The organism is Caulobacter sp. 17J65-9, assembly GCF_010975005.1.
In the GTDB taxonomy this organism is placed as follows: Bacteria; Pseudomonadota; Alphaproteobacteria; order Caulobacterales; family Caulobacteraceae; genus 17J80-11.
Window position 1 is genome coordinate 1 of sequence record NZ_JAAIVC010000010.1, and the last position, 19,479, is coordinate 19,479.

At 69.8% G+C, this 19,479-nt stretch carries 14 protein-coding genes; 10 read left to right on the forward strand and 4 right to left on the reverse strand.

Annotated elements, in window-relative coordinates:
* Together G3573_RS03260 and G3573_RS03265 are read left to right on the forward strand one after the other, a co-directional pair.
* On the forward strand, positions 1–1,342 hold a 1,342-nt coding region (locus G3573_RS03260; RefSeq protein WP_163259418.1), incomplete at its 5' end, for a glycosyltransferase.
* 67 nt (positions 1,343–1,409) lie between these two features.
* Positions 1,410–3,446 carry an elongation factor G gene (locus tag G3573_RS03265; RefSeq protein WP_163259419.1) on the forward strand — a complete coding sequence of 679 codons (2,037 nt, stop codon included), beginning with the start codon at positions 1,410–1,412 and terminating at the stop codon, positions 3,444–3,446.
* Positions 3,447–3,502: 56 nt separating this feature from the next.
* Here the strand turns inward: G3573_RS03265 and G3573_RS03270 are convergent, their stop codons facing one another.
* The 4 genes from G3573_RS03270 to G3573_RS03285 all read right to left on the reverse strand — a co-directional run bounded on the left by G3573_RS03270 (position 3,503) and on the right by G3573_RS03285 (position 4,622).
* A complete protein-coding gene (locus G3573_RS03270) occupies positions 3,503–3,790 on the reverse strand; it encodes a hypothetical protein (protein ID WP_163259420.1) in 288 nt (95 codons plus the stop codon).
* 69 nt (positions 3,791–3,859) lie between these two features.
* A complete protein-coding gene (locus tag G3573_RS03275; protein ID WP_163259421.1) occupies positions 3,860–4,141 on the reverse strand; it encodes a DUF5985 family protein in 282 nt (93 codons plus the stop codon).
* Positions 4,141–4,410: a DUF5985 family protein gene (locus G3573_RS03280; RefSeq protein WP_163259422.1), complete on the reverse strand. Its 270-nt coding sequence runs from the start codon at positions 4,408–4,410 to the stop codon at positions 4,141–4,143. The genes G3573_RS03275 and G3573_RS03280 overlap by 1 nt, the downstream gene beginning before the upstream one ends.
* Entirely contained in the window at positions 4,407–4,622 is a 216-nt protein-coding gene (locus tag G3573_RS03285) for a hypothetical protein (RefSeq protein WP_163259423.1), read from the reverse strand. The genes G3573_RS03280 and G3573_RS03285 overlap by 4 nt, the downstream gene beginning before the upstream one ends.
* Before the next feature lie 476 nt (positions 4,623–5,098).
* Between G3573_RS03285 and G3573_RS03290 the strand changes: the two genes are divergently transcribed.
* The 8 genes from G3573_RS03290 (at position 5,099) to G3573_RS03325 (ending at position 19,478) form a co-directional block, all read left to right on the forward strand.
* Positions 5,099–10,906, forward strand: a complete 5,808-nt coding sequence (locus tag G3573_RS03290) for a HAMP domain-containing protein (protein ID WP_163259424.1) — start codon at positions 5,099–5,101, stop codon at positions 10,904–10,906.
* A 1-nt stretch (position 10,907) separates the two neighbouring features.
* A complete protein-coding gene (locus G3573_RS03295; RefSeq protein WP_346427336.1) occupies positions 10,908–13,028 on the forward strand; it encodes a response regulator in 2,121 nt (706 codons plus the stop codon).
* Complete coding sequence (locus G3573_RS03300; protein ID WP_163259425.1) at positions 13,025–13,411, forward strand: response regulator; 387 nt, start codon at positions 13,025–13,027, stop codon at positions 13,409–13,411. The genes G3573_RS03295 and G3573_RS03300 overlap by 4 nt, the downstream gene beginning before the upstream one ends.
* 182 nt (positions 13,412–13,593) lie before the next feature.
* A complete protein-coding gene (locus G3573_RS03305) occupies positions 13,594–14,823 on the forward strand; it encodes a thiamine pyrophosphate-dependent enzyme (protein WP_163259426.1) in 1,230 nt (409 codons plus the stop codon).
* 11 nt (positions 14,824–14,834) lie between these two features.
* Positions 14,835–15,839 carry an alpha-ketoacid dehydrogenase subunit beta gene (locus tag G3573_RS03310; RefSeq protein ID WP_205598045.1) on the forward strand — a complete coding sequence of 335 codons (1,005 nt, stop codon included), beginning with the start codon at positions 14,835–14,837 and terminating at the stop codon, positions 15,837–15,839.
* A gap of 3 nt (positions 15,840–15,842) precedes the next feature.
* Positions 15,843–17,516: a 2-oxo acid dehydrogenase subunit E2 gene (locus G3573_RS03315; protein ID WP_163259428.1), complete on the forward strand. Its 1,674-nt coding sequence runs from the start codon at positions 15,843–15,845 to the stop codon at positions 17,514–17,516.
* Between the two features lie 121 nt (positions 17,517–17,637).
* Complete coding sequence (lpdA, locus tag G3573_RS03320; RefSeq protein WP_163259429.1) at positions 17,638–19,041, forward strand: dihydrolipoyl dehydrogenase; 1,404 nt, start codon at positions 17,638–17,640, stop codon at positions 19,039–19,041.
* A 278-nt stretch (positions 19,042–19,319) separates the two neighbouring features.
* Positions 19,320–19,478 carry a DUF3309 family protein gene (locus G3573_RS03325; RefSeq protein WP_163259430.1) on the forward strand — a complete coding sequence of 53 codons (159 nt, stop codon included), beginning with the start codon at positions 19,320–19,322 and terminating at the stop codon, positions 19,476–19,478.
* The last annotated feature ends 1 nt before the right edge of the window (position 19,479 follow it).

Sequence of the window (19,479 nt, forward strand, 5' to 3'; positions counted from 1 at the left end):
CCCCGCCGCCGGCGACGCCGACGACGCCCCGGCGAGCCGCGAGGCGGTGATCGTCTCGCGCCAGCGGGTCGTGGGCGAGACCAACGGCTCGAGCGCCTACCTGCTGCAGCTGGCCCGCGCCCTGACCGGCGACGGCTGGCGGGTGCGCTTCGTCGGCCCCTCGCCGGCCGCCTTCGGCCGCTGGCCGGCCATGCGCCTGAAGCCCGAGACGGACGTGTTCGCCGACTATCGCCTGCGCGGCGCCTGGCGGCTGGGCCGCTGGCTGATCGCCCGCGATCTGCGAGTCGCGCCGCGCGCCCTGCTGACCGCGATCGAGGCGGTGCTGGCCCGCGCCGGTCTGAAGCGCGCCGGCTGGGTCAAGGCCGCGCCCTACGCGGTGGCCGCGCCGAACGGACGCGAGGACGCCCTGTTCGTGGCCCGCGCGGTCCGCGGCCGGGTCGACGCCGTGCTGGCCGACTACGCCTTTCTCGCCCCGCTGATCCCCTACGCCCTGGCCCCCGACGCGCCGGGCGTCGTGGTCATGCACGACCTGTTCTCCAGCCGCGGCGGCGCCTTCGCCCGCCACGGCGCGACCGATTCCGTCGCCCGCCTCACCGCGGCCGAGGAGTTCGCCCTGCTCGGCCAGGCCGACGCGGTGGTGGCCATCCAGCCCGACGAGGCCGAGGCGGTGCGCCGCCGGGTCGGCCGCACCGAGGTGATCGTGGCGCCCATGGCGGTCGATCCGGTCCCGCAGGCCCAGCCGGGCGACGGATCCGCCCTGCTGTTCGTGGGCAGCAACACCGCGCCCAACATCATCGGCCTGCGCTGGTTCTTCGCCGAAGCCTGGCCGCTGATCCGCGCGGCGCGGCCCGAGGCGACGCTGGAGGTGGCCGGCAGCGTCGCCCGCGGCCTGCGCGAGCCGCCGCCGGCGGGCGTGCGCCTGCTGGGCCTGGTCGACGACCTGGAGCCGCTCTACGCCCGCGCCGCGGTGGTGATCTCGCCGCTGACCGTGGGGTCGGGCCTGAAGATCAAGCTGATCGAGGCGCTGGGCCGCGGCAAGGCGATGGTGGCGACACCGGTCACCGTGCAGGGCGTGGAAGCCCTGGTGGCGAGCGCCGCCGTGGTGGAGTCCGAGCCGGCCGCCTTCGCCGAGGCGGTGCTGGCTCTGCTGGCCGACCCGGGGAAGCGCCTGCGCCTGGGCGAAGCGGCGCTGGCCTGTGCGCGCCGGTCGTTCTCGCCCGAGGCCTGCTGGCGCGATCTGCTGGACTTCATGGTCCGCCCCGAGCGGGAGGACCCTGTCAGCGACGCTTGCGTCCTTGTTTCCGAGGGTGGAAGCCTGAGGGCGGGAACGCGCGTGAGCTGACCCAGGAAGGAATTGTGTCGCGGCGGACCGCGGCCCGCCGCTCAAAACAGCGACGGGAGAAACGCGAATGCCGGAGACCAAAACCCACGGCGCGAGAGTCGTCGCGCTGGCCGGACCGGTGGGGTCGGGCAAGACCACGCTGCTGGAGGCGCTCCTCCACGCGGCCGGCGCGATCGAACGGCAAGGTTCCGTGGAGGCCAAGTCCAGCGTCGGCGACGCCGCCCCCGAGGCGCGCGACCGCGGCCAGTCGGTCGAGCTGAACCTGGCCGCCTTCGAGTTCATGGGCGACCGCTACGGCGTGATCGACTGCCCGGGCTCGGTGGAGTTCGCCGCCGACGCCGACCACGCCCTGGCCTGCGCCGACCTGTGCCTGGTGGTGGCCGATCCCGAGCCCGAAAAGGCCGTCCTGCTGCAACCGATCCTGAAAGAGCTGGAGCGCCGGGGCGTGCCGCGGGCCCTGTTCGTCAACAAGATCGACCAGGCGCGCGGGCGCGTGCGCGACCTGCTGGCGGCGCTGCAGCCGGTCAGCGCCACGCCGCTGGTCGCCCGCCAGATCCCGATCTGGAAGGACGAGAAGGCGGCCGGGTTCGTCGACCTGGCGCTGGAGCGGGCCTTCGTCTACGGCGCCGGCGCGACGTCGGAGCGGGTCGACATCCCCGCCGACCTGATCGAGCGCGAGACCGAGGCCCGCTTCCACATGCTGGAGCAGCTGGCCGACTACGACGACGGACTGATGGAGCAGCTGCTCTCGGACGTCACGCCCAGCCAGGACGCGGTGTTCGCCGACCTGATCCGCGAGACCCGGGAGGGCCTGATCACCCCGGTGTTCCTGGGTTCGGCCCTGAACGGCTTCGGCGTGCGCCGGCTGCTGAAGGCGCTGCGCCACGACATGCCCGAGGCGAGCGCGGCGGCAGAGCGGCTCGGCGCCGAGGGCCCGTGCGCGTACGTGTTCAAGACCGCCCACGCCGGCCAGATCGGCAAGCTGGCCCTGGCCCGCGTGTTCGGGTCGGACCTGGCCGACGGGTCGGAAGTGACCCGGCCCGACGGCGAGAAGGCGCGCGTCGGCGGCCTGTTCTCGGTGTTCGGCGCGGCCACCAAGAAGATCGCCAAGGCCGGCCCGGGCGAGCTGGTCGCGCTGGGCAAGCTGGAGAACGCCCACGCCGGCGAGATCCTGTCGGCCGACGGCAAGGCGCGCCGGCTGAAGCTGGCGGCCGAGACCCGCCTGCCGCTGTTCGCGCTGGCGGTGTCGACCAAGGACCGCAAGGACGACGTGCGCCTGTCCGGGGCCCTGGCCAAGCTGGTCGAGGAGGATCCGGGCCTGACCTATCGCCTGGATCCGGAGACGCAGGAGACCCTGCTGCTGGGCCAGGGCGAGGTGCACCTGCGCACGGCGATCGAGCGGCTGAAGCGCCGCTTCGGCGTGGCGGTGGACGCGCACCGGCCCAAGACCGCCTACCGCGAGACCATCCGCAAGGGGCTGGCCCAGCGCGGCCGGCACAAGAAGCAGACCGGCGGTCACGGCCAGTTCGGCGACGTGATGATCGAGCTGCGGCCGATGGAGCGCGGCGAGGGCTTCAGCTTCTCCGACAAGATCAGCGGCGGGGTCGTGCCCAAGCAGTGGATCCCGGCGGTCGAGGACGGCGTGCGCGACGCCATGGAGCGGGGCCCGCTGGGCTTCCCGGTGGTGGACGTGGGCGTGGTGCTGACCGACGGCTCCTACCATGCGGTCGACTCCTCGGAGATCGCCTTCCGCACCGCCGGGCGCATCGCCATGAGCGAGGGCCTGGCCGGCGGCGCGTCCTACCTGCTGGAGCCGGTGGAGAAGATCACCATCTACGCGCCGTCCACCGCCACCTCGCGGATCAACTCGATCGTGTCGGGCCGGCGCGGCCAGATCCTCGGCTTCGACAATCGCGAGGGCTGGCCCGGTTGGGACCGGATCGAGGTCTACCTCCCGGAGTCCGAGCGCCAGGACCTGATCGTCGAGCTGCGCTCGGCGACCCAGGGGGTCGGGGCCTTCGAGGCGGAGTTCGACCACATGGCCGAGCTCACCGGACGGCTGGCCGACGAGGTTGTGAAACAGGCGCGCAGCGCGGCTGCGTGAGCAGGATCAGGCGCGGTCCGGGTTCGCCCCCGGGCCGCGCCGGTCATTCAGGCCTGTCAGCGGACGGCGGTGACGGCGAACAGCGCCCCGATCGCGCCGGCCAGGCCCAGCAGGCCGAACAGCAGCAGGGTCACGGTCAGGAACGGATCGGCCGCGCGCTTGCGGCTGAGCAGGGCCATGGCGCCCAGGCAGGCCAGCGAGCCGCCGCCCAGCAGGCTGAAGAACACCATGCGCGTGGTCGGCGCGACGGTCTGGGTCTGGTCGGCCGACATGAAGATCAGCAGGGCCGGTCCGACGAGGGCGGCCAGGGCCAGCATGTTGAAACCGAACAGGCCCATCTTCATGGCGAAGCGCTCCCGAGGCGGTGCAGCTTCGCATACCAGCGTTCGGCGATGGCGGCCAAGCCGAAGTTGTTACGGGGCGCGTTTCCCGCCGAGGTTTTTCCCGAGCACGGCGCCGATGATCAGCACGAAGGCGGCCAGCCGGAGCAGGTAGATCCAGCTCTGCTCTTCCCGGGGCACGTGCAGGGTGATGATCAGCCCGCTGGTCAGCGCCATCAGCCAGAAGGCGAGGGCGAAGATCAGGAAGAAGCGGTCACGGGTGCGCGTCCAGAAGCGCAGAAAGAACACCCCCGCGGCGGTGTAGCCCATGGTCACCAGGCCGGCGAAGAAACCGATCGTTTCGGCGGGCTGCATCACTCGCTCTCCCAGATGAGGCCGTAGAGCAGCACGCAGACCGCGGCCAGCGCGCTGAACTGACGGGCGGGGGTCAGGTTGACCTCGGGCAGCAGGATCATGTCGGCGACCACGAACAGGTTGTTGAGGGCCAGCAGCACGAAACAGAGCGCGCTCCACAGCAGCAGCCGCGTTCGGGTGCGCAGGTAGGAGCGGACCAGCAGCGCCGCGCAGACCACGCTGGTGGCCAGGCAGAGCAGGTAGACGACGGCGGGGCCGACCTCGGTCACTTGGGTTCACCCTTGAGGCGGAACGCGTCCGCGAAGTTCTGCAGCTTGTCGCTGGGCGAGGAGACGATGGCGTTGACCACCCGCACCGGCCGCTCGCGGTAGAGCGCCTCCAGGCGGTCGCAGAGGGCGGCGATGGCGGGCGACGCCGGCGCGTAGGCGTGGCGTCCGTCGGCGTCCGTGCGGATCAGGCCGGCGGTGGACAGAACCGTCACGGTCTCACCCACCAGCGGCGCGCTGGCCCTCAGTTCCGAAATCAGGTCTTCGGAAGACCATGAGCGGTCGGGTCGCGCACGCAGGAGCAGCAGAAGTTCCAGCGCCCAGACGGACCGAATAGATGCTCTAATGAACGCAAGTATGTCGTGGTCCAGGGTGGTCAAAATCTGTGCTTCCCCGTGGGAAGTCCCCCGTTGTCCCTTTTGATCTCGAATTGATCCCCGATCGGGCGCAACGCTACGGTCGAGGACTGGGTGGTCAAGGCCGAAAGAAATATTTTTGACCTGAGGGAACCTGAGCCGAAACGGTGCGTTTTCGGCTGTTGGTCGGGCACATTTGGGCGTCGCATGTCAGCATGACGGCAGCAGCAGCGGACGGACGTTCCCATCGGGAGCGCGCCCGGCCGTTGTGCGTCCCGACTGCCAGCTGCACCGCCCCGAGCGCGCCCGGCCGCACGTGTTCCCGAGGGGAAATCATGTCCGCCGCCGCCGTCAAAAGCCCCGAATCCCGTCTGAGCGGCCGTCAGCTGCTCGCCGCCCTGCGCGCCTTCCGCCGGGGGGACTTCTCCGTCCGCCTGCCGCGCGACCTCGACGGCGTCGACGACGACATCGCCGAAGCCTTCAACGAGGTGGTCGAGCTCAACGACCGGATGACCAAGGAGTTCGAGCGGCTCGGCGACGTGGTCGGCAAGCAGGGCAAGATCAACCAGCGGGCCAAGCTGCCCGGCGCGGCCGGCTCGTGGGCCGCCAGCGTCGAGGCGGTCAACACCCTGATCACCGACATGGTGCACCCGACCGCCGAAATGGCCCGGGTGATCGGCGCGGTGGCCAAGGGCGACCTGTCCCAGACCATGGACCTGGAGAACGAGGAGCGCCCGCTGCGCGGCGAGTTCCTGCGCACCGGCAAGGTGGTGAACACCATGGTGGGCCAGCTGGGCTCCTTCGCCTCGGAAGTGACCCGCGTGGCCCGCGAAGTGGGCACCGAAGGCAAGCTGGGCGGCCAGGCCCAGGTGAAGGGCGTCGGCGGCACCTGGAAGGACCTCACCGACAACGTGAACCTGATGGCCGCCAACCTGACCGGCCAGGTGCGTAACATCGCCGAGGTGACCACCGCCGTGGCCAACGGCGACCTGTCGCGCAAGATCACCGTGGACGTGAAGGGCGAGGTGCTGGAGCTGAAGAACACCATCAACACGATGGTGGACCAGCTGAACGCCTTTTCTTCCGAAGTGACCCGCGTGGCGCGTGAAGTGGGCACCGAGGGCAAGCTGGGCGGCCAGGCCCAGGTGAAGGGCGTCGCCGGCACCTGGAAGGACCTGACCGACAACGTGAACTTCATGGCCGCGAACCTGACGGGCCAGGTGCGCAACATCGCCGAAGTGACCACCGCGGTGGCCAAGGGCGACCTGTCCAAGAAGATCACCGTGGACGTGAAGGGCGAGATCCTCGAGCTGAAGAACACCATCAACGTCATGGTGGACCAGCTCAACGCCTTCTCCTCGGAAGTGACCCGCGTGGCGCGCGAAGTGGGCACCGAGGGCAAGCTGGGCGGTCAGGCCCGAGTGGAGGGCGTCACCGGCGCCTGGAAGGACCTGACCGACAACGTGAACTTCATGGCGGCGAACCTGACGGGTCAGGTGCGCAACATCGCCGAGGTGACCACCGCGGTGGCCATGGGCGACTTGTCCAAGAAGATCACCGTGGACGTGAAGGGCGAGATCCTCGAGCTGAAGAACACCATCAACGTCATGGTGGACCAGCTGAACGCCTTCTCCTCGGAAGTGACCCGTGTGGCCCGTGAAGTGGGCACCGAGGGCAAGCTGGGCGGCCAGGCCCAGGTGAAGGGCGTCGGCGGCACCTGGAAGGACCTGACCGACAACGTGAACCTGATGGCCGCCAACCTGACCGGTCAGGTGCGCAACATCGCCGAGGTGACCACCGCGGTGGCCATGGGCGACTTGTCCAAGAAGATCACCGTGGACGTGCGCGGCGAGATCCTGGAGCTGAAGGACACCATCAACACCATGGTGGACCAGCTCAACTCGTTCTCCTCGGAAGTGACGCGCGTGGCCCGCGAGGTGGGCACGGAAGGCAAGCTGGGGGGCCAGGCCCAGGTGAAGGGCGTGGCCGGCACCTGGAAGGACCTGACCGACAACGTGAACTTCATGGCCGCGAACCTGACCGGCCAGGTGCGAAACATCGCCGAGGTGACCACCGCCGTGGCCAACGGCGACCTGTCCAAGAAGATCACCGTGGACGTGAAGGGCGAGATCCTGGAGCTGAAGAACACCATCAACGTCATGGTGGACCAGCTGAACGGCTTCGCCTCGGAAGTGACGCGCGTGGCCCGCGAGGTGGGCACCGAGGGCAAGCTGGGCGGTCAGGCCCAGGTGAAGGGCGTCGGCGGCACCTGGAAGGACCTGACCGACAACGTGAACTTCATGGCGGCGAACCTGACGGGTCAGGTGCGTAACATCGCCGAGGTGACCACCGCGGTGGCCATGGGCGACCTGTCCAAGAAGATCACCGTGGACGTGCGCGGCGAGATCCTGGAGCTGAAGAACACCATCAACACCATGGTGGACCAGCTGAACGGCTTCTCCTCGGAAGTGACGCGTGTGGCCCGCGAGGTGGGCACCGAGGGCAAGCTGGGCGGCCAGGCCCAGGTGAAGGGCGTGGCCGGCACCTGGAAGGACCTGACCGACAACGTGAACTTCATGGCCGCGAACCTGACGGGTCAGGTGCGAAACATCGCCGACGTCACCACCGCGGTGGCCAAGGGCGACCTGTCCAAGAAGATCACCGTGGACGTGAAGGGCGAGATCCTCGAGCTGAAGTCGACCATCAACACCATGGTGGACCAGCTGAACGCCTTCTCCTCGGAAGTGACCCGCGTGGCCCGCGAGGTGGGCACCGAGGGCAAGCTGGGCGGCCAGGCCCAGGTGCCCGGCGTGGCCGGCACCTGGAAGGACCTCACCGACAACGTGAACATGATGGCCGCCAACCTGACCGGTCAGGTGCGCGGCATCGCCGACGTCGTGACCGCGGTGGCCGTGGGCGACCTGAAGCGCAAGCTGACCCTGGACGCCAAGGGCGAGATCGCCTCGCTGGCCGACACCATCAACGGCATGATCGAGACCCTGGCCACCTTCGCCGACCAGGTGACCAACGTGGCCCGCGAGGTGGGCATCGAGGGCAAGCTGGGCGGCCAGGCCCGCGTGCCCGGCGCCGCCGGCCTGTGGCGCGACCTGACCGACAACGTGAACGCCATGGCCGCCAACCTGACCACCCAGGTGCGCGCCATCGCCGAGGTGTCCACCGCAGTGACCAAGGGCGACCTGACCCGCTCCATCACCGTGGAGGCGTCGGGCGAGGTGGACGCCCTGAAGGACAACATCAACGAGATGATCCGCAATCTGAAGGATCAGACGTTGAAGAACACCGAGCAGGACTGGCTGAAGACCAACCTGGCCCGGTTCACCCGCATGCTGCAGGGCGAGCGCGACCTGACCACGGTGTCGAACCTGGTGCTGTCCGAGCTGGCCCCGCTGATCAACGCCCAGCACGGCGTGTTCTACGTCAGCGACCGCGACGAGGACGGCCAGGTGGTGCTGAACCTGGCGGCCGCCTACGCCTTCAACAACCGCAAGCACCTGGCCGCCCAGTTCAAGCTGCGCGAGGGCCTGATCGGCCAGTGCGCCTACGAGAAGTCGCGCATCCTTCTGACCAACGTGCCCAAGGAGTACGTGCAGATCTCCTCGGGCCTCGGCGAGGCCGCGCCGCTGAACATCATCGTGCTGCCGGCCCTGTTCGAGGGCGAGGTGCAGGCGGTGATCGAGCTGGCCACCTTCGGCCAGTTCAACGAGACCCAGCAGGCCTTCCTCGACCAGCTGATGGAATCCATCGGCATCGTGCTCAACACCATCGCCGCCAACATGCGCACCGAAGGCCTGCTGAAGCAGTCGCAGCTGCTGACCGCCGAGCTGCAGGCCCAGCAGAGCGAGCTGACCAAGACCAACGACCGGCTGGAGCAGCAGGCCGCGTCGCTGCGTCAGTCGGAGGAGCTGCTGCGCGCCAAGCAGGACGAGCTGCAGCAGACCAACGCCGAGCTGGAGGACAAGGCGCAGCTCTTGTCCGCCCAGAACCAGCAGGTGGAGGCCAAGAACCGCGAGGTCGGCCAGGCCAAGCTGGCGCTGGAGGAGAAGGCCGAGCAGCTGGCCCTGACCTCGAAGTACAAGTCGGAGTTCCTGGCCAATATGAGCCACGAGCTGCGCACGCCGCTCAACTCGCTGCTGATCCTGTCCAAGCTGCTGGGCGACAACACCCAGGGCAATTTGAGCGAAAAGCAGGTCGAGTTCGCCCGCAACATCTACGCCGCCGGTTCCGACCTGCTGGGCCTGATCAACGACATCCTGGACCTGTCGAAGATCGAGTCCGGCACGGTCACGCTGGACATCGGCGAGATGTCCTTCGCCGACCTGCGCGACCAGATGGACCGCACCTTCGCCCAGCTGGCCAACGACAAGAAGCTGACCTTCGCGGTCGAGCTGGCGCCGGACCTGCCGCGCTCCATGCTGACCGACGACAAGCGCCTGCAGCAGATCATCAAGAACCTGCTGTCCAACGCCTTCAAGTTCACCGAGAGCGGCCACGTGCGGCTCAAGGTCGAACGGGCGCCGGCCGGCTGGAGCGTCGCCAACGACCACCTGAACCGCGCCGGCCAGGTGCTGGCCTTCTCGGTCGAGGACACCGGCATCGGCATTCCCGAGGAGAAGCAGCGGATCATCTTCGAGGCCTTCCAGCAGGCCGACGGCACCACCAGCCGCAAGTACGGCGGCACCGGCCTGGGCCTGTCGATCAGCCGCGAGATCACCCGCCTGCTGGGCGGCGAGCTGAAGGTGTCCTCGACCCCGGGGGCGGGGTCGACCTTCACCCTGTTCCTGCCGCTGAACTTCAGCCCCGCGGTCCAGACCACGCCGTCGCTGCGGGCGACGCAGCGGCCCATCGCCCTGCCCGCGCCCGAGCCGACCGGCGACGAGCCGGCCCAGGCGACCATGGACGACCGCGACGCGATCGCGCCGGCCGATCCGGTCATCCTGATCGTCGAGGACGACCCGCGCTTCTCCGCGATCATGCTGTCCCTGGTGCGTGACTGCGGCTTCAAGGGCGTGGTCACCGCCGAGGGCGCGGCGGTGCCGGCCCTGGCGCGGCGGTTCTCGCCCGATGCGGTGATCCTCGACGTCGGCCTGCCGGACATGGACGGCCTGGCCCTGCTGGACATGCTCAAGCGCACCCCCGAGACCCGGCACATCCCGGTGCACGTGATCTCGGCCGAGGACCAGCGCGGCCTGGGCCTGGCGCTGGGCGCCTGCGGCTTCACCAGCAAGCCGGTCGCGCCCGAGGCGGTGGTCTCCACCCTGCAGGGGGTCCGCGACCTGGCGGCCAGGACCGAGCGCCGCGTGCACCTGGTCGGGCCTGACGCCGAGGCGGCCGAGATTCTGCGCGAGGCCTTCTCCGAGGTCGTGGTCGTCGACGATCTGGAGGCGCTGCTCGCCGCCCCGGCCGAGGCGCGCCCCGATTGCGTGGTGGTCGACGCCGGCGCCGCGTCGATCGCCGAGGTGATCGACCAGCTGCGCCGCAGCGACGCCGGTCCGGTGGTCGTCTACACGCCCGACGAGCCGACGCCCGAGGACGAGCGGCGGCTGCGCCTGGCGGTGTTCGCCGGCCAGGTGCGGGTGGCGCGCACCCCCGAGCAGCTGATCGAGCAGGCCAGCCTGTCCCTGCACGCGCCGCTGGAGCGCCTGCCTGAGGCGGCGCGCGCCAGCCTCGCCCAGACCCGCCAGGACGACGACGTGCTGGCGGGCCGCAAGATCATCGTCATCGACGACGACATTCGCAACATCTTCTCCCTCGCCAGCGCGTTGGAAGAGTACGGGGTGGAGTTGTCCTACGCCGAAAGCGGCCGCGCCGGCCTCGAACTGCTGGGCGATCGGCCGCAGGTCGACGTGGTCCTGGTCGACATCATGATGCCTGACATGGACGGCTACGAAACCATTCGCGAGATCCGGGCCCGACCCGGCTTCGCGAGCCTGCCCATCGTCGCGGTCACGGCCAAGGCGATGAAGGGCGACCGGCAGAAGTGCATCCAGGCCGGAGCTTCCGACTACGTCTCCAAGCCTGTCGACATCGACCAGCTGATCTCGGTCCTGCGCGTCGCCATCCGCCGCGCCGACGCCCAGAAGCTGGCCGGCGCCGATATGCCGGCCGCGGTCCCTGCGAGGTGACGTGAGTCCAGAAGTCCTTCCCGCCAAGCGCGGTCGCCGCCGCGCCGCGCCGACGCCCCCGCCGGCCATGGACGCCCCGCTGCGCGGGCGCATCCTGATCGTCGACGACGACGAGCGGAACGCCTTCGCCGCCGTCCAGGCGCTGGAGAGCCTGGGCCACGAGCTGGTCGTGGCCCGGTCCGGCGAGGAGGCGCTGCGCCGCCTGCTCCACGAGGACTTCGCGGTCATCCTGCTGGACCTGCACATGCCCGGCATGGACGGCTACGAGACCGCCGCCCTGATCCGCTCGCGCCGGAGCTCCAGCGCCATCCCGATCGTGTTCCTGACCGCGATCTTCCGCGACGAGGCCCACGTGTTCCAGGCCTACTCCGCCGGGGCGGTGGACGTGGTGTTCAAGCCGGTCGACCCGTTTATCCTGCGCTCCAAGGTGCAGGTGCTGGTCGACCTGCACCTGAAGACCATGGAGGTGAAGCGCCAGTCCGACTACCGCCAGTGGTTGCTGGACGAGCACGACCGGGTGAAGAGCGAGAAGGCTTCGGCCGAGCGGGCCCTGCGCCGCGCCCGCGAGCGGCAGGAGACCATCCTGAGCTCGCTGCCGATCATCTTCCATTCGCGCCTGCCCGAGCCGCCGTTCGCGCCGGTGTTCGTCAGCGACGGCGTGCGCGCCGTCACCGGCTTCGACGCGCATCGCTTCGTCGACGAACCGGAATTCGGCCTGTCGCGCGTGCATGCGGACGACCGGCAGAAGGTGATCGACGCGCTGGCCTCGGCCGTGAGCGCGGGCGCCTACGAATGCGAGTACCGCTGGCAGTGCGCCGACGGCAGCTATCGCGTCCTGCAGGACCAGGGCGTGCTGGCCCCCGGCGTGGAAGGCGGCCACGAGATCTTCGGCGTCATGCTGGACGTCACCGATCGCCGCTCGCTCGAGGAGCAGCTGACCCAGGCGCGCAAGATGGAGACCGTCGGCCAGCTGACCGGCGGGGTGGCGCACGACTTCAACAACCTGCTGACCGTGGTGCTGGGCAATGTCGACCTGCTGGGCCGCCGCGAGGAGCCGGACCCCAAGCGCCAGCGCCAGCTGGGGGCGATCCGCCACGCCGCCGAGCGGGGCCGCAGCCTGACCCGCCAGCTGTTGGCCTTCTCGCGCCGCCAGCACCTCAATCCGGTCAACCTGGACGTCAATGAGCTGATCCGCGGTTTCGCGCCCCTGATGCGCCAGGCCATGGGCGAGGCGGTCGATCTCACGCTGGACCTGGAGGAGGGCGCGCACTGCGCCCACGTCGACGCCGCCCAGCTGGAGACCGCCCTGCTGAACCTGGCGGTCAACGCCCGCGACGCCATGGACGGGGCCGGCACGCTGGCCATCGCCACGGAGACGCTGGACGCCGGCGAGGCGCGCCGGCTGCGCCGCGAGGGGGCCGAAGGCGCCTGGATCCGGATCCGGGTCAGCGACACCGGCGCGGGCATGCCGCCCGAGATCCTGGAGCGGGTGTTCGAGCCGTTCTTCACCACCAAGGACGTGGGCAAGGGCTCGGGCCTGGGCCTGTCGCAGCTGTACGGCTTCGTCAGCCAGTCCGGCGGCTTCGTCGAGCTGGAGAGCGCGCCGGGCCGCGGCACCACCTTCGAGCTGCTGCTGCCGGCCACCGACGCGCCCGTGGCCGAGCGCGCCCCGGCCGCGGAGGCCGAGGAGGCGCCCACAGGAACCGAGCGCGTGCTGGCGGTCGAGGACGACGCGCACGTGCTGGCCCTGGCCGTCGACCTGTTGCAGGGACTCGGCTACCAGGTGGCCACAGCCGTGAATGCGCCGGCGGCCCTGGAACTGATGCGGGGCGGCGAGCGCTTCGACCTGGTGTTTTCTGACGTCGTCATGCCCGGCGGCGCCAGCGGGGTGCAGTTGGCCTACGCCGCCCGGGAGATCGACCCGGAGATGAAGGTGCTGCTGACCTCCGGCTATGTGGGCCAGATCGAGTTGCTGTCGGATATGGAGTTCGCCCTGATCGACAAGCCCTATGAGCGCGCCGACCTCGCCCGCAAGCTGCGCGAGGTGCTGGAAGCGCCGGCCCGGGCCGAGGGCGCGCCGCGCAAGGCCGCGCCCCGGCGCCGCGCCAAGGGGGGCCGATGACCGAACGCCCCCTGGTCCTCGTCGTCGACGACGAGGTGATGATCCGCATCCTGGCCGTCGACCTGCTCGACGAGCTGGACGCCGAGGCCCTGGAGGCCGGGACGGCCGGCGAGGCGCTGGAGGTGGCCCAGGACCGTGTCGGCGAGCTGGCCTGCGCCCTGGTCGACCTCGGCCTGCCCGACCGGCCCGGCGAGGAGCTGGTCGCCGACCTGCGCCGCCTGGCCCCTGACCTGCCCATCGTGGTCACCAGCGGCCAGTCCGTCGGCCACGTGAGGGCCGCCTTCGGCGACGGCGTGCACGTGCTGGAAAAGCCCTACCAGCTGGCCGACCTGGAGCGCGTGTTCGGCGAGCTCGGCCTGGACGCGGGGGCGACGGCCGCCTGAGCCGTCACGCCAAACGGACGTTTCATCGATCGCGGAATTTGGGGCACGTCGTGCCTGTAATTGCTGCGGTGCGGCAAACTCATGCCTCAACGCCGCAGTTGAAACGCGACGCGTCCCTCCGTATGGGAGGTCGCTGTCGCGACCTGCGGGTTTCGGCGTGCCTGTCCTAGGTCGGGAACCCCATGAAGAACACCCGTTCGCTCAGCCTCCACGTCCCTGAGCCGCAGTGCCGGCCGGGCGACGCGCCGGACTTCAGCGGTCTGATGCTGGCCGACGCCGGCGCAGCCCCGCGCCCGGACGTCTCGACCTCGCCGCACGAAATGCGCGACCTCGCCTACAGCCTGGTCCGCGTGCTGGACGACGAGGGCCGCGCGGTCGGTCCGTGGGATCCGAAGCTGGACGCCGACACCCTGCGCCGCGGCCTGGCGGCCATGGTGCTGACCCGCACCTTCGACGAGCGCATGTACCGCGCCCAGCGGCAGGGCAAGACCAGCTTTTACATGAAGTGCACGGGCGAGGAGGCGATCGCCTGCGCCCAGGCCCTGGTGCTGGACCGGGAGGACATGTGCTTCCCGACCTATCGCCAGCAGGGCCTGCTGATCACGCGCGGCTACCCGCTCGTGGACATGATGAACCAGATCTATTCGAACGCTAAGGACCCGATCAAAGGTCGTCAGCTGCCGATCATGTACTCCACCAAGGAGTTCGGGTTCTTCACCATCTCCGGCAACCTGGGCACCCAGTACCCGCAGGCCGTGGGCTGGGCCATGGCCTCGGCCTACAAGGGCGACGACAAGATCGCCGCCGCCTGGATCGGCGACGGCGCCACGGCGGAAGGCGACTTCCACCAGGCCATGGTGTTCGCCGGCGTCTACCGCGCCCCGGTGATCCTCAACATCGTCAACAACCAGTGGGCCATCTCGAGCTTCCAGGGCTTCGCCGGCGGCGAGCTGACCACCTTCGCGGCGCGCGCCGTGGGCTACGGCCTGCCGGCGCTCCGCGTCGACGGCAACGACTTCCTGGCCGTGCACGCCGCCACCCAGTGGGCGGCCGAGCGGGCGCGCTCGAACCTGGGCGCGACCATCATCGAGTTCTACACCTACCGCGCCGCCCAGCACTCGACCTCGGACGACCCGGCCCGCTACCGCCCCGGCGACGAGTTCGACCACTGGCCGCTGGGTGATCCGATCACCCGCCTGAAGCAGCACCTGATCGCGCTCGGCGAGTGGGACGACGCCCGCCACGAGCAGCTGGAGAAGGACTGCGTCGAGCAGGTCAAGGCCGCCGGCAAGGAGTCGGAGGCGATCGGCACGCTGGGCCAGTCGCGCCCGAGCGTGAAGGAGATGTTCGAGGACGTGTTCGAGACGCCGGACTGGCGCCTGCGTCGTCAGCGTCAGGAAGTGGGGGTCTGACCGTGGCGCAGATGAACATGATCCAGGCGCTGAACAGCGCCCTCGACGTCAAGCTGTCCGACGACCCGAACGTGCTCACCTTCGGCGAGGACGCCGGCTATTTCGGCGGCGTGTTCCGCGTCAACGAAGGCCTGCAGAAGAAGCACGGCCTGACCCGCTGCTTCGACGCCCCGATCGCCGAGGGCGGCATCGTCGCCGCGGCCATCGGCATGGGCGTCTACGGCGTCCGTCCGGTCGTCGAGATCCAGTTCGCCGACTACATCTACCCGGCCTACGACCAGCTGGTCTCGGAAGCGGCCAAGATCCGCTACCGCTCGGGCGGCGAGTTCACCGTGCCGATCACCGTGCGCAGCCCCTACGGCGGCGGCATCTTCGGCGGTCAGACGCACAGCCAGTCGCCGGAAAGCCTGTTCACCCACATCGCCGGCCTGAAGACGGTGATCCCGTCGAACCCGTACGACGCCAAGGGCCTGTTGATCTCGTGCATCGAGGACAACGACCCGGTGCTCTTCTTCGAGCCCAAGCGGATCTACAACGGCCCGTTCGACGGCTGGCACGAGAACCCGGTGCAGCCCTGGACCGGCCACCCGCTGGCCGAGGTGCCGGAGGGCCACTACACCGTGCCGCTGGGCAAGGCCCGCGTCATGAAGGAAGGCGCCGACGTCACCGTGCTGGCCTACGGCACCATGGTCTGGGTGTCGCTGGCGGCGGCCGAGTGGGCCGGCGTCGACGCCGAGGTGATCGACCTGCGCACCCTGGTGCCGCTGGACATCGACACCATCGTCGAGAGCGTGAAGAAGACCGGCCGCTGCGTCATCGCCCACGAGGCGCCGCGCACCTCGGGCTTCGGCGCCGAGCTGTCGGCCCTGGTGCAGGAGCACTGCTTCCATCACCTCGAGGCGCCGATCGAGCGGGTCACCGGTTGGGACACCCCGTATCCGCACGCGTTCGAGTGGGACTATTTCCCCGGCCCCAAGCGGGTGGGCGAGGCGCTGAAACGCGCCATGGAGGGCTGATCGATGGGCCGCTACGTCTTCAAGCTGCCCGACGTGGGCGAAGGCACCGCCGAGGCCGAGATCGTCGGCTGGCACGTCAAGGTCGGCGACAAGGTCTCGGAAGACCAGCCGCTGGTCGACGTCATGACCGACAAGGCGACGGTGGAGATCACCTCGCCGGTCGACGGCGTGGTCACGTCCATCACGGGTAACCCCGGCGACATGGCCGCCGTGGGCTCGACCCTGGTGATCATCGAGGTCGAGGGCGCGGGCAACGCCGCCGCCGTCGCCGAGGCCGCTCCGGCCCCGAAGGTCGCCGCTGCGCCGGCTCCGGTCGCGCACGAAGAACTGCCGCACGTCGAGGCCGCCTCGGAAGCCGTCACGCCCCAGCCCGACATGCAGGGCGAGGGCAACTACGTCTTCAAGCTGCCGGACGTGGGCGAAGGCACCGCCGAGGCCGAGATCGTCGCCTGGCACGTGAAGCCCGGCGACCACGTCGAGGAAGACCAGCCGCTGGCCGACGTGATGACCGACAAGGCGACCGTCGAGCTGACCTCGCCGGTGGCCGGCCGTGTCGTCGCCACCCACGGCAATGTCGGCGAGATGGCCGCCGTCGGCTCCGGCATCGTGGTGCTGGAAGTGGAAGGCGCCGGCAACGTCGCCCGGACCGCCGCGCCGAAGCCGGCCGCCGCCGCTCCGGCCGCGCCCAAGGCTGAAGCGAAGCCCGCTCCCAAGGCGGAAGCCAAGCCGGCCGCCGCGCCGGCCCCGAAGGCCGCCGCCGCCGAAGCCTTCTCGACCCGCGTGGCGGGCGAGCGTCCGCTGGCTTCGCCCGCGGTGCGCAAGCGCGCCCGTGATCTCGGGATCGAGCTGCAGTTCGTGCCGGGCTCCGGCCCGGCCGGCCGCATCGAGCACGCCGACCTGGACGCCTACGTCGCCTCGGGCGGCCGCAAGGCTGGCGCGATCGGCTCCGGCCACGGCGCGCCGCGTTACGCCGAGCGCACCGGCGTCGAGGACATCAAGGTCATCGGCCTGCGCCGCAAGATCGCGGAGAAGATGCAGGAAGCGAAGCGTCGCATCCCGCACTTCATGTACGCCGAGGAGATCGACGTCACGGAACTGGAGGCGCTGCGCGTCTACATGAACGCGACCAAGCAGAAGGATCAGCCCAAGCTGAGCTTCCTGCCGTTCTTCGCCCGCGCCCTGGTCAAGGTCCTGCCGCAGCACCCGCAGATCAACGCCCGCTACGACGACGACGCCGGCGTGCTGCACCGCTTCGACGGCGTGCACCTCGGCATCGCCACCCAGACCCCGAACGGCCTGATGGTGCCGGTGGTCCGCCACGCCGAGGCGCTGGACGTCTGGGCCACGGCTGTCGAGATCGCCCGCGTCGCCAACGCGGCCAAGGAAGGCAAGGCGGCCCGCGAGGAGCTGTCCGGCTCGACCATCACCATCACCAGCCTGGGCACCCTGGGCGGCATCGTCCACACCCCGGTGATCAACCACCCGGAAGTGGCCATCGTCGGTCCCAACAAGATCGTCGAGCGCCCGGTGGTGAAGAACGGCCAAGTCGTCGTCCGCAAGATGATGAACCTGTCCTCCAGCTTCGATCACCGCATCGTCGACGGCTACGACGCCGCCGAGTTCGTCCAGAAGATCAAGGGCCTGCTGGAACACCCGGCGGCGCTGTTCGTGGACTGATCCCCCCTTCCGCTCATCCCCGCGGAAGCGGGGACCCAGGCTTTTGGCAGCCTGGGTGAGCGGGGCGGACTTCTGAAAACACCTGGGTCCCCGCGTCCGCGGGGATGAGCGGATTTTTGCAATGGCTGAGAAGCTCTCCACCAAGGTCCTCATCGTCGGCGCCGGCACCGGCGGCTATGTGGCGGCGATCCGCTGCGGCCAGCTGGGGCTGGACACGGTGATCGTCGAGGCCGACCGGCTGGGCGGCACCTGCCTGATCCGCGGCTGCATCCCCTCCAAGGCGATGATCCACGCCGCCTCCAAGTACGAGACCGTGGCCAAGGCCGCCTCGGCCGGCGGCACGCTGGGCATCACGGCCCAGGCCCCGAAGCTGGACCTGGCCCAGACCGTGGCCTGGAAGGACGGCATCGTCGACAAGCTGAACGGCGGCGTCGGCGGCCTGCTGAAGCGCGCCAAGTCCAAGGTGCTGACCGGCTGGGCGACCTTCACCGACGCCAAGACCTGCGTGGTGAAGACCGCCGAGGGCGATGTCACGGTCACCGCCGAGCACGTCATCCTGGCCACCGGCTCCGAGCCGGTCGAGCTGCCGTTCCTGAAGTTCGGCGGCGACGTCATCTCCTCGACCGAGGCCCTGTCGCTGGCCTCCGTGCCGCAGAATCTGGTCGTGGTCGGCGCCGGCTACATCGGCCTGGAGCTGGGCATCGCCTTCGCCAAGATGGGCGCCAAGGTCACGGTGGTGGAGGCGCAGGAGCGCATCCTGCCGCTCTACGACAAGGCCCTGACCGACCCGGTCCGCAAGTGGCTGGAGAAGCACGGCGTGATCCTGCACCTCGGCGCCAAGGCCAAGGGCCTGGGCGAAGGCGGCAAGGGCCTGGCGATCGAGACCAAGGACGGACAGGCCATGACCCTGCCGGCCGACAAGATCCTGGTCACCGTCGGCCGCCGCCCGCGCACCAAGGGCTGGGGCCTGGAGGCCATGGGCGTCGACATGAACGGGCCGTTCGTGAAGATCGACGACCAGTGCAAGACCTCGATGAAGAACGTCTGGGCGATCGGCGACCTGGTCGGCGAGCCCATGCTGGCCCACAAGGGCTCCGCCCAGGGCGAGATGGTCGCCGAGATCATCGCCGGCAAGCGCCGCAGCTTCGATCCGGTGGCCATCGCGGCGGTCTGCTTCACCGAGCCTGAGATCGTCTCGGCGGGCCTCGGCCCGAACGACGTCGAGGGCCGTGACGACGTGATCACCGCCGTCTTCCCGTTCTCGGCCATCGGCCGGGCGCTGGCCATCGAGGCGGCCGAGGACGGCGGCTTCGTGCGCGTGCTGGCCCGCAAGGACGACCACCGCATCCTCGGCGTCCAGGCCGTCGGCCAGCACGTCTCGGAGCTGTCGAACGCCTTCGCCGGCTGGCTGGAGATGGGCGCGGTGCTGGAGGACGTCGCCGGCACCATCCACGTCCACCCGACGCTCGGCGAAGCCTTCCACGAGGCGGTCCTGCGCGCGCTCGGCCACGCGATCCACATCTGACGATCTTCTCCTCCCCTGCGAAGCGGGGGAGGGGGACCACCCGTAGGGTGGTGGTGGGGGCGAGCCGACGTACGTCGGCGGCCCCGTCCTGTCGATTCGCGTTGATCCGACCGGAGCGCGCGCCGCTCGCCCCCTCCACCATGCTTCGCATGGTCCCCCTCCCCCGTTTCGCTGCGCTTCACAGGGGAGGAGAGCTCGGAACCCGAGTTCCAACCGACCGTTCCGCTTACTGAGCCCGCCCCGGCTTGTCCGCCGGAGAGCGGAGCCGGAGGAAGCGTATGTCGCTCGGTTTCATTCTGCTCATCGTATTGATCATCGTGTTGATCGGCGCCCTGCCGCGCTGGGGCTACAGCCGCGAGTGGGGCTACATGCCCAGCGGCGGCATCGGCCTGGTGCTGCTGATCGTGCTGATCCTGATCCTGCTCGGCCGGCTCTGAC